Origin of the sequence: Pseudovibrio sp. Ad5 (assembly GCF_001623095.1) — a bacterium.
GTDB lineage: Bacteria > Pseudomonadota > Alphaproteobacteria > Rhizobiales > Stappiaceae > Pseudovibrio.
The window spans coordinates 1-10,402 of sequence record NZ_LMCH01000029.1; the positions used below are offsets into that span (position 1 = coordinate 1).

The 10,402-nt window shown below is 50.5% G+C and carries 11 protein-coding genes; 9 read left to right on the forward strand and 2 right to left on the reverse strand.

All coding sequences use genetic code 11. From position 1 onward, the window contains the following. Positions 1-127 precede the first annotated feature (127 nt). From PsAD5_RS14010 to PsAD5_RS14050, 9 genes are all read left to right on the forward strand, one after another. Positions 128-2,761: a baseplate multidomain protein megatron gene (locus tag PsAD5_RS14010; protein ID WP_275078122.1), complete on the forward strand. Its 2,634-nt coding sequence runs from the start codon at positions 128-130 to the stop codon at positions 2,759-2,761. An 11-nt stretch (positions 2,762-2,772) separates the two neighbouring features. Next, entirely contained in the window at positions 2,773-3,540 is a 768-nt protein-coding gene (locus PsAD5_RS14015) for a DUF2793 domain-containing protein (protein ID WP_063292571.1), read from the forward strand. A 10-nt stretch (positions 3,541-3,550) separates the two neighbouring features. Then, complete coding sequence (locus tag PsAD5_RS14020) at positions 3,551-3,934, forward strand: hypothetical protein (RefSeq protein WP_063289063.1); 384 nt, start codon at positions 3,551-3,553, stop codon at positions 3,932-3,934. A gap of 95 nt (positions 3,935-4,029) precedes the next feature. Beyond that, positions 4,030-4,806 carry a glycoside hydrolase family 108 protein gene (locus PsAD5_RS14025; RefSeq protein ID WP_063292572.1) on the forward strand — a complete coding sequence of 259 codons (777 nt, stop codon included), beginning with the start codon at positions 4,030-4,032 and terminating at the stop codon, positions 4,804-4,806. A gap of 1 nt (position 4,807) precedes the next feature. Continuing rightward, entirely contained in the window at positions 4,808-5,101 is a 294-nt protein-coding gene (locus PsAD5_RS14030; protein WP_063292573.1) for a hypothetical protein, read from the forward strand. Between the two features lie 117 nt (positions 5,102-5,218). After that, a complete protein-coding gene (locus PsAD5_RS14035; RefSeq protein ID WP_153040703.1) occupies positions 5,219-5,533 on the forward strand; it encodes a hypothetical protein in 315 nt (104 codons plus the stop codon). A 169-nt stretch (positions 5,534-5,702) separates the two neighbouring features. Next, on the forward strand, positions 5,703-5,924 hold the full coding sequence (locus tag PsAD5_RS14040) for a hypothetical protein (protein WP_063292575.1): 222 nt from the start codon (positions 5,703-5,705) through the stop codon (positions 5,922-5,924). A gap of 441 nt (positions 5,925-6,365) precedes the next feature. Next, on the forward strand, positions 6,366-7,166 hold the full coding sequence (locus PsAD5_RS14045) for a hypothetical protein (RefSeq protein ID WP_063292576.1): 801 nt from the start codon (positions 6,366-6,368) through the stop codon (positions 7,164-7,166). 30 nt (positions 7,167-7,196) lie between these two features. Beyond that, positions 7,197-8,114 (forward strand): helix-turn-helix domain-containing protein, encoded by a 918-nt coding sequence (locus PsAD5_RS14050; RefSeq protein ID WP_063292577.1) that lies wholly within the window; start codon positions 7,197-7,199, stop codon positions 8,112-8,114. Between the two features lie 432 nt (positions 8,115-8,546). Here PsAD5_RS14050 and PsAD5_RS14055 read toward each other — a convergent pair whose 3' ends face one another. Further along, positions 8,547-9,356 carry a hypothetical protein gene (locus PsAD5_RS14055; protein ID WP_063292578.1) on the reverse strand — a complete coding sequence of 270 codons (810 nt, stop codon included), beginning with the start codon at positions 9,354-9,356 and terminating at the stop codon, positions 8,547-8,549. A 444-nt stretch (positions 9,357-9,800) separates the two neighbouring features. Then, positions 9,801-10,268, reverse strand: coding sequence for a DUF2971 domain-containing protein (locus PsAD5_RS14060; RefSeq protein WP_063292579.1), 468 nt, complete (start codon positions 10,266-10,268; stop codon positions 9,801-9,803). Between the last annotated feature and the right edge of the window lie 134 nt (positions 10,269-10,402).

Here is a 10,402-nt window from a genome sequence, read left to right on the forward strand (position 1 = left end):
AACGCAGAACTATTCAAAACCGACGCTTGCGCTACCACGCACAAGCCGCTTAACATCAACACGCAATTGGGCCAGACACTCCACTAATCGAAAGCCAATTTTGTCCAACTATCTTTGACGACGGACAATCTACACTGGCGAATATCGATGGAGTTATACCCATTTTGCTTTGCACCTTGCGATGTTAGCAAAGGCAGCGGGCGGTGTGGATGCTTTTGTTGTTGCAACGGAAATGCCGGGCATTTCGGCTCTAACATGGGGGTTTGATGACTTTCCGTTTGCATACTTCATGGCCTATATCGCCGAGGAAGCGCGCAAGATCATGGGGCCGGATGTCAAAATAGGCTATGCCGCCGACTGGTCCGAGTTTCACAGCTACCGGCCGGGTGATGGCAGCGGCGATGTGTTCTTTCATTTGGACAAGCTTTGGGCCAATGAAAACATAGACTTTATCGGCATTGATAACTACTTGCCGCTGACTGATTGGCGCGATCATGAAAACCATGAGGACCACGGGCAGGGGGCGCAATCAATCCATGATCTGGACTATCTGAAAGCTGGCATCGAGGGCCGGGAGTATTTCGATTTTTACTATGCCTCTGATGAGGACCGGACCAACCAGAACCGCACCTTGATTGCAGATCAGGACCATGGTGAGCACTGGGTGTTTCGTCAAAAGGATATTCGGAGCTGGTGGGAAAACCCGCACCACAACCGGCCGGGCGGGGTGCGTTCAAATACCTCAACTAACTGGGTGCCAAAATCAAAGCCTATCTGGTTTACAGAGTTTGGCTGCCCCGCGATCGACAAAGGCACCAATCAACCAAACGTGTTTTATGATCCCAAATCCTCAGAAAGTCAGGTGCCCTATTTTTCCTCCGGGGTGCGTGACGACCTGATACAGCGGCGTTACCTTCGCGCCATGCTGGAATACTGGGCTGTAGAGGCTGGCAACAATCCAGTTAGCCCGGTTTATGGTGGGCCAATGGTGGACCCCGTGAACATGTTTGCATGGGCTTGGGATGTGCGGCCGTTTCCATCGTTTCCGGTGGAATCCGATACCTGGGCGGATTGGGGCAACTTCACCACCGGGCATTGGCTTTCCGGCCGTGTGGGTGGTGTCTCCGCAGATGGCATTGCCCGGCTCTTAATGGAGCGGGCGGGCCTGCGTGAAGGCATAGACTTTGAAACGGCCGGGGCAGATGGGGTTGCCGATGGTTTCCTCATCTCTTCTATCACCAGTGCCCGCAGCGTCTTGGAAACCCTTGGGGCTGCCTTCTTCTTTGATGCGGTGGAATCTGGTGGCCGGGTGGCGTTTCGCCCGCGTCGTTCCCGCTATCCCTTAGCTGAGATTGAAGCAGAGCAACTGGTTGATCAGGGTAAGGACAAAGAGCGGGTTTCCATAACGCGAGCGCAAGAAACTGAGCTGCCTGCAGTGGTGCGGGTAACGGCCTATGACAGCTCAAAAGATTTTAACACAGCAACTGCAGAGGCGCTGAAAGGCGCTGTTTCAACTGAAAGGGTTGTGACTTCTGATCTGCCTGTCGTGACCAACTATGAACGCCTGCAGGGCATGGCTGAAAGTCTGTTGCAGGAGGCGTGGGCGTCACGGGAGCGCTTAAGCTATGTGCTGCCTCCAACGGATCTGCACATAGAACCGGGTGATTATCTTAAACTGACCGTTTCCGGCCGTGTGTTTGCGGTGCGGGTGCTTTCCGTCAAGGATGGAGACGCCCGCATGATTGAAGCGGTGACTTATGATGCACCGGTGTATGAAGCCACCAAGGGAGCAACACGGGCCTTTGTCTCAAAAGGGCAGGTGCTGCAGGCGGCCGCACTAGGGGTGTTTATTGACGGGCCGCTTTTGCGTGATCAGGACACGCCATGGCCTGTATCTTATAAACATCTCCGAGCCCAAGCGACCGTACTAGATCTCTTCTTATCCAGCCCGGTGACAAGTGGCTATGAGCTGCGGGCCGCCCTTAATCAGCAAGGTGTGCTTGGGGAGCTGCAGGCACCCTTACCTGCAGGGTCGCTGCACCGCTGGGACAAAGGCAACCGGGTAGAGGTCAAGCTCTACAACGGGGCGCTGGCTTCTCTTGAAGAGGATCTGGTTTTCTCTGGTGGCAATGCCATGCTGATTGAAGGGGCAGGCGGTGAATGGGAGCTGTTGCAGTTTGCCAATGCTGAGCTAACCGGCACGCGCACCTATACCTTAAGCAAATTGTTACGCGGGCAGCGGGGCAGTGAGCCGGGCATGGGTGCACCTGCAGGGGCGCGTGTGGTGGTGCTGGATGGCGGCATGACACAAAACGGGCTTTCTCGTTCTGAGTTGGGTTTGCCGCTTAACTGGCAAGCAGGCCGGGCCGGGGCTGGTGTGGGATCGCAGGATTACACCAGTTACCAGAAGACCTTCACCGGCCGTGGCGAGCGGCCGCTTTCGCCCGTGCACTTATCCGCCAGCGCTGCCAGTGATGGCAGCATTGCAATAAGCTGGATAAGGCGCACACGAACGGGCGGGGATAGCTGGGAGGTGGCAGAGGTGCCTCTTGGGGAGGCTGTAGAAAGCTACAGTGTTGAGATCCGGGAAGGGGGCGTTTTAAAGCGCTCCCTTTCTGCTTCCAAAGGGTCTGTTTCCTACACGGCCGCCATGCAGGCGGAAGACTTTGGCGGGCCTGCATCCAGCTTTGACGTGTGGGTCTATCAACTATCTGAAGTCTATGGGCGCGGCGTTCCTGCTGTTGCTCACTTCGAGACGTAAAGGGGGAACTTATGAGCACAACGGCACACTTGAACCTGCCGATGATTGCAGCTGCGCAATCGCAAAAGCATGTGACCCACAATGAGGCGTTAGCCTTGCTTGATGTGGTGGTGCAGCTCTCAGTCATCTCAAACAGCGTCACCAATCCGCCTGCAGATCCTGATGAGGGAGCGCGTTACATCGTACCTGCCGGGGCGACTGGTGCTTTTGCCGGTCATGAAACCCAGATCGTGGCCTTTAGCGCCGGGGCATGGGCGTTTATTGAGCCGGGCACCGGGTGGGTTGCCTGGATTGAAAGCGTGGAAAGCATGCAGGTTTTTTCTGGTGGGGCATGGGGCAGCTTTTCCTCTGTGGCCGGGCTGGGCACAGATCCGGGCACGGGCGGCCTTGCCTTCCAGCAAGAGAAAACTGTTTTAAGTGAAACGGACAGTAAGGCACAAAGCCAGTTTGTAACCGTAGATGAAGAGCTAAGCCTTGCAGGGAGCAGCGTTGATAGCTCGGTTTTAATCCCAAATCGGGCAATCGTGTTCTGCGTATCTACCCGCACGGTGGAGGCTGTGACAGGGGCGGCCTCATATGACTGCGGGCTTGCCGGTGAGCAATCCAAGTTCGGCGGATCGCTGGGGGCGGCCGTTGGCTCAAACAATGCCGGAGTGATTGGACCTACTGCGTTTTATGGGGATACAGCCGTGCGGCTGAAAGCCAATGGCGGCGACTTCACCGGGGGCAAGGTACGCATTGCCCTGCATTACTTCCTGCCGGTTGTTCCGCAAAGCTAGGAGGGGCGTTATGTCTCATGATATGGAGCTGTTTTTTGAGAACAAGGAAATTCTATTTATTGTGTGTCAGGGACACAAAAATCTAGGTGACTTAGGCTTAATGCATGAGTTTTCTCAGTTGGCCTTAATCTATTTGGTTGGCTCATTTGTTGATACTGAGTATTGGCCGCAGGGCTTAGATATCAATGTGCAACATTGGTACTTGTCTGTTGAGACAGATGGGGTCCGGTATCTTTGCAGAGATGCAGGAGAAGATGGGCTAAATGAACCTGTTACCGGGTTTTGTGTGACTGATGAAATCAGAGCCTTTGTTCGGCAAACTCCAGCATACATTAAAGCTCAACGTTTGAAAGAGGCAGATGCTTTGAAAGCTGAAGAAGCAAAGCAGAGCTAGCCTAAAGCATCATGTTAATTTTTCGCGCCGCAATTGCGGCTTTTTTTATACCTGCACGGGGGCCTTAGGCTCCCGTTTTTTATTAGGGGCAGAGCATGAAAGATACGTTCCGACTGATTATTGTAGACCTGCTTGGGACTGAGGGCGGGTTTGCAAACCGGTCTCGCAAAGCAGATCCGGGCGGCCCAACAAATCTTGGCGTCACTCAAAGAACTTTGTCGGCTTGGCGCGGACGTGCCGTGAGTGTGGAAGAAGTGAAGCGCCTGAGCCGTGAAGAGGCAATTGATATCTACCGGGCGCAATACTGGGATGCTGTGAAAGGCGATAAGCTGCCGCGTGGGTTGGACTATGCCGTTTTTGATTGTGCTGTAAACTCCGGCCCGGCGCGGGCTGTGAAGATCCTGCAGAAGATCCTCAAAGTCAAAGTAGACGGTGTGTTGGGTGTGCTCACTTTAGCGGCTGTGAAGGCGCATTCTACCACGGCTTTAATCAATCTGTTTTCTGCAGCTCGCCTGAAATTTATGAAGCGGCTGAAAAACTGGCCCTACAATAAAACCGGCTGGTCGCGACGTGTTCGCCATGTACAGGAGCGATCCTTAGAGCTGGTCAACAATGCGATTATCAAGCGTGCTCCTACTCCAGATCTGGAACCTCATGAAAATGAGGAAGGCTCAAAGGCGGTTGATGAGGAAACCAGCGCACTCAGCGCATGGCTTAGCCCGGACGGGATCACCAAGGGCGCGATGGCTGCTTCTGGGTTCTCCGGCATTCTGGCGGGCTCCGGGCCGGTGCAGTGGGGCTTTGCAATTGCTCTTGTGATCAGCGTGGGTGTTGCTGGTTATTTGCTGATCAATAAAGAGCGGGCAGCCTGATATGGGGGCGGTTCTTTCCTTCCTGATGAGAACGAAGACAGGGCGGGCGCTGGCGGCGGCCCTTCTTCTTTGTGCACTTGCGGCCATTGCCTGGCACCAGATCCGGCAGGGGGCGTTTATCGAGGCAGAGCATCAAGCTTTGCAAGGGACTGTGAAAGCGGAACAGCAAAGGACGCAGGACGATGCCTATTTGCAAGGTCTTGAAGATTACCGCTTGTGTCTTGAGTACTTTGATGATTCCGGGTTGCGAAACGTTGCAGAGTGCGAGCAGTTGCAGTGGGTTCACAAAGAATAACTTAAGCCCTGCCGGGTTCGTGGCGCTTGTGAAAACGGATCGGGCAGGGGCGGATAGAGTTGCAGCAAATGACAGGAACGGACAGAGGCGGAACTGCTGGAAATGACGGATACTATCTTGGAGATTTTCTACCGTCTTCCGTTCTGGAAAACGGCCGTCATTGTTGCTTTTGCGATGGTGGGGACTTTGATGCATAAAGAGGCGGGTTTTTGGCAAAGAGTGCTGACATTTTCTTGCGGAGTGTTGGCGGCCGCAGTTTTCACAGATCCGCTGTTGCAGCTCATAGGGCTGCAGGCTGAGCTTGATGATCCAACAGCCGGAGTGCTGGCGTTAAGCGGCCGTAACATTGCAGCGTTTGTGCTGGTGGCTTCAAGAGATCCGGTGAAGGCTGCTAAAGAGATCTTGGGCATTATTCGGGGCTCTGGGAAATAGAGAGTTCCTTTTAAGTCCTGCAAATCCACCTAGGATAATTTGACAATTAATAAGCCCCTCTGCGCTGGACGCAGAGGGGCCTTTTTGATTCACATAGAAGGCTGGAGGTTCAAAACCTTCTCAAGAAATGCGCCAGGACGATTTGAACCGCTAAGATCCGGGGGACAAAATGCAGGAAAAACGTAATTTGAATAATGGTCTGGTGATTGTTTCGCGCTGGCAGTTGCTCTTGTCGTGGATGCAGCGGTTTTTTTTGGTTGGTTCCGGCGTTTGTGTCCGCATGTGCGGTTATTGCTGCAGGCTGGTATATGCTGCAAGCCGTGGTGAGCTGGAACACGTTGGCTGCCATCGTATGGCTTTGGTGTGGGGTTGTGGCTTTCGCTTACGCTAGATACTGCATTTGCCGAATTGCTGGATATCGTGGAGAATTAGCAGATTAGTAGCAAACGCAGGCCCCGAGACGTGACGATGGTATCTAGGTGCAGCATGCTGTTTTCGACCATTTGCGGACGTTCGCACTACCTTTGAACATCCTAAGTTAGGGCTCGCCTTCAACTTCTAGTCGATACCATCGGACTTCCTGGTGAAGGCAGCAAGCAGCACTTTGTAGATGCGCAAGAAACGGCTTACGGGACAAACTGTGAATTCGCTGCGTTTGCCCCGATGCCCGCTTTCACGAAACCTATTCGGCTACATCTTAACGACTCCGGCTACATCTCGTCCAGAGACGGCAGTAGCGGCAGGGTATACGTTGTTCACCAGTAACAGCTCAAACGAAAGGGCCAAGCTGATGAACAACTTATTGACTATTATCGCTGCCGGAGGAATTCTTATGACTAACACAATCGCTTTCGCGGATGAAACGAATGCTCTTCGCTATTCCGCTGATGACATGATCGCGTCACTCGAAGATAACGACCCATCAAAGCATGAAGAACTGATCATAGAAGACGGACGCCTCAGAGTCGTTGGAGACGGCGAAGGCATCGGATGGTTTTCCGATAGCCAGGGACCGCTTCTTTATAGTGATGTGACCGGAGATTTCATGATCGAAACAGAGGTTTCTATGCACCGCAAAGATGGCGAAGAAGGTCTGCCAGAAGGTAATTTCTCTTCTGCTGGTTTGCTTGTTCGTGCGCCGGGCGGCACGCAGGGCAATGAAAACTGGCTCATGTTCAATATCGGGTTTCAGAACCGTTTTTACGGTCGTGAACTGAAGGTTACGCGGCCGATGAATATTCCAAAAGAAGAAAACCCAATGTACGATTTTGGGATGCATTCACTTTCCACTCTGTATTTGCTGCCAGAAGAAAACACCGGCCCGATGAAACTGCGTGTTGCTCGGATCGATAATGAGCTTCGCGCATATTACTTTACTGATGGCCTATGGCATGAACAGGTGCTGCAGCAGGGTATGGAAGTTTTTGGCAACGGGATAAATGAACCAGTCAGTGAATTTGGCAATGGTCACTTTCGCCCCAATGGAATGAACCTTCCGGAAACTGTTCAGGCCGGTATTCTGGTCAATGCCGGCATTGACGGGACCAGCTTGGCTCCAAAACGCGATGGCTATGCTTTGTTCTCTTATGTTGAGATCGCTCCGATTTCGACATTTGAAGAAGCGTTGAACTAAGTCCCGCGAAAAGTAATAGTGTAGTGCCATATGACAAATCATACCGAAATCCAGCATGTCGCCACAATCTCCGAATTGCATCGCAATCTGGAATTGGCAAAGCCGCTGCATCCGCTTGTCAGCCTGATCCGGCTAGATGATCTGGACTTTAGCAAATACGTGGAACTGGTTCGATTTTCATATGGATTCTACACGGTCTCTCTGAAGCGTGGGATTCAAAACAAAGTGCATTACGGGCACCGCAGCTACGACTTTGACGAGGGCGTTCTTGCTCTCGTTAAGCCGCATCAGGTGATGGCGATGCAGGCTCATCCTGATGACGACATAACCGGCTGGATGCTTGCTTTTCATCCCGACTTTTTATCGGGATATCCGCTGTCGGAAAAGATCCGTAAGTATGGTTTCTTTTCATATGAGGTGGATGAAGCACTGCACCTATCTGATCGTGAAGAACAACTGCTGCTGACCCTCATGCAGCAACTCTATCAAGAGTATTCAGATCGGATCGATGCCTTTAGCCAGGATGTCATGATCTCGCAGCTCGACCTGCTGCTTAGTCATGTTAACCGTTTCTACAATCGACAGTTCCTGACCCGGAAAAAGAGTAATGCCAACATACTGTCGAAGTTGGATGCCTTTCTGGAAGATTATTTCGACAGCGGCAGAGCATATTCAGACGGTTTCCCATCCGTAGTTCAATTGGCGAAATACCTGTCGGTCTCGACAAGCTACCTTAATGATATGCTCACGTCGCTTACCGGTTCATCAGCTCGCGATTACATCCAACGATTGGTAGTAAGGAAAGCCAAACTTAGCCTGTCTTTGACAGTCAAGTCCGTCAGCGAAATCGGATATGCGCTGGGTTTCCAGCACTCGCAATCATTCAGCAAGTTTTTCAAAAAACACACCAACTTGTCCCCAAGCGAATATCGGAAATCAGTTCACTAAAACCAAACCTTCCTCCGCCTGGAGGTCACGGATCTTAACCTTAATTCGAAAAGTTGCCATTGGCTCAAGCCGCAGCATTAGGTATTTTGGGCTCTTTGCAGACTACCCAAGCGGTCACAACAGCCTATGATAGGCCGACCCAATAAGATCTTCAGAATTTCCTTTATACAAACAGCATCAACCCCCTGGCGGAAACACGTAAAGGTCCGCAGCTGGCCCGAATTTCTAGCCATTCCTGACGCGTAGCGTGACCATTGCTGCCATTGGCCTGCTCACGGAACAGCCACAGCTGATGTGAAACGTCAACCTAAAGTAGATCTTACTCAGGTTATCGCAGAGGGCGTTTATGTGCTTGTAGCGAATTGAGATCATCACGATTATGGGCTCAGTTTACTTGAGACTGTAAATCAGGATAATCTCAATCCGATAAAGCTAATCGTTTTGTTTGATAAAACTACAAGACGCGTCCGCATCGAGTTCTCTAGCAAGTGCACACAACCAGTTTACCTGGCAATTTCGATCCTCTCTATAGTCATCGCCTGTATTTACTCCAGTGTCACTAATGATAAATCCATTGGAGGTAAATGAGCCTTGCAAATCCTCAAAAGCATAACTGACACGGGCCAATGTACTTGAAAGGGAGGCAATAGAATTCCCATTCACTGAGCTAATTAGCTTTGTATACCCACTGTCATTGAACAAGGGCTCCATCGCCTTTCTTAGCTCGTAAGCGAAGGTTGCCTCATCTGTTAAGTATGTCCAGTGACAAACACCATTAGGTTCGAGCGATTGAAAATCTGCGTGCAATGACTTCCAAGTCCCATAAAGAAACTCCTCAAGAATGAAGTGACAATCTTTACTTGGATTTTCTGCATCGTGCTGAGCACACACGAAAGGATTAATTCGGGTATGATTTGTTGGATAAAAATTAACAAGTTGATCCCGGAAGTCTCGCTCTAGTGTGTTGTAATCTTGGATCTGATCACGCATCTCATAAAAGCAACTTAAAGGGGTGTTTCCTTGATCAATACAGGTCTTGATAACTAATGCAGGCTTGGGGATCAGGAAAGCTGCTTTAAAGTTACCAGCTCCAAGAAAGGAGCTTGGATTGATGAAATAAGATTGCTCGTATGCTTCGAGCTCAGATAGATGATCATAATGCGCAGCATTTTGCGCGGAGACCAAACTTGAATCTATGCAAGACATCACTGTTACAAGGGCAAATAGCGTTGTTTTTTTCATTCTTCTTCTCTGTTTTCACAACTACATATGAAGAAGACGCTATCCACTTAAATGAGTGAGTAAACTGGTTTTGTCTTGATTAATGATCGATGAAGGAAAAGTGCCTCGTATGGATTGACCTCTCACATGTGAGTGGCCTCTTCCCTTATCCTCGCCACTGCCCTTCTCCCTGAACGGTTTGATAAACTGTCATCATAATTTCCATGCCACGCCTCTAATATAGTTGGCTTCTTCAAATCTTCTTGCTTCATTGGTACAGCCATCAAAGTCATTCAACCGCTGTGTTGCTATGCTGGAGATTTGCGGGCGTTGATCGGAGTACAGAGCCTCCCGGGTGCCCTCTGTGTCAGGGAAGTTGTCCGCGTCTCCATTTTTGTCTATTTAGTACGAGGGCGAGGTAGGATGAATACGTGGGATACTCACCGGCACGAAAAGAGGCAGTGCCTATGTGTTTGTCGCTAACAGTTCGCCCTGCTGGACACTTTCATTGACTGTATACTCATATCTCCCAAACGCAGGTCGAGTTTGCTTGACTTGAACAGTTGAAGTGTAATCTGCTTTACTTATCAATCTTTCATAATCAGAGACACTTTTGGGGCATTTATCGCCGAGGTAAACCTCTTTCAAAATCATAGTGCTATCAAGTTTATGGAACCAAAAATTGCCGCGTTCTTTGCATGACGATTTAGGCACAATCATCCGCATTTCTTTCTCGTGTTTCCAATCAATAAATTTAGTGTGCAATAATTTATCCATAACATCATATTGGTTCTTTTTAAGATCTAGTTCATCGAGAGATACTTCTGTTTTGGTATATCTAATTGGTGTAACAATCGCGTCTGCGCCTTGGAAGTTGGGAACGTCAAAACCTAGACATACGCCTTTGCCTCTGTTTGCGTAATAACCCCACATTAAACGTTGTTCCCCATCGAAGCCTTATGGACAGATCGGTTAATTTGAATAAGGGAGTGTTTTGGCTCATGATCATGAGATTAGGAGTGAACAATGGGGCACAACACACGGACCGCCAGCGCTGCAGCTGAGAA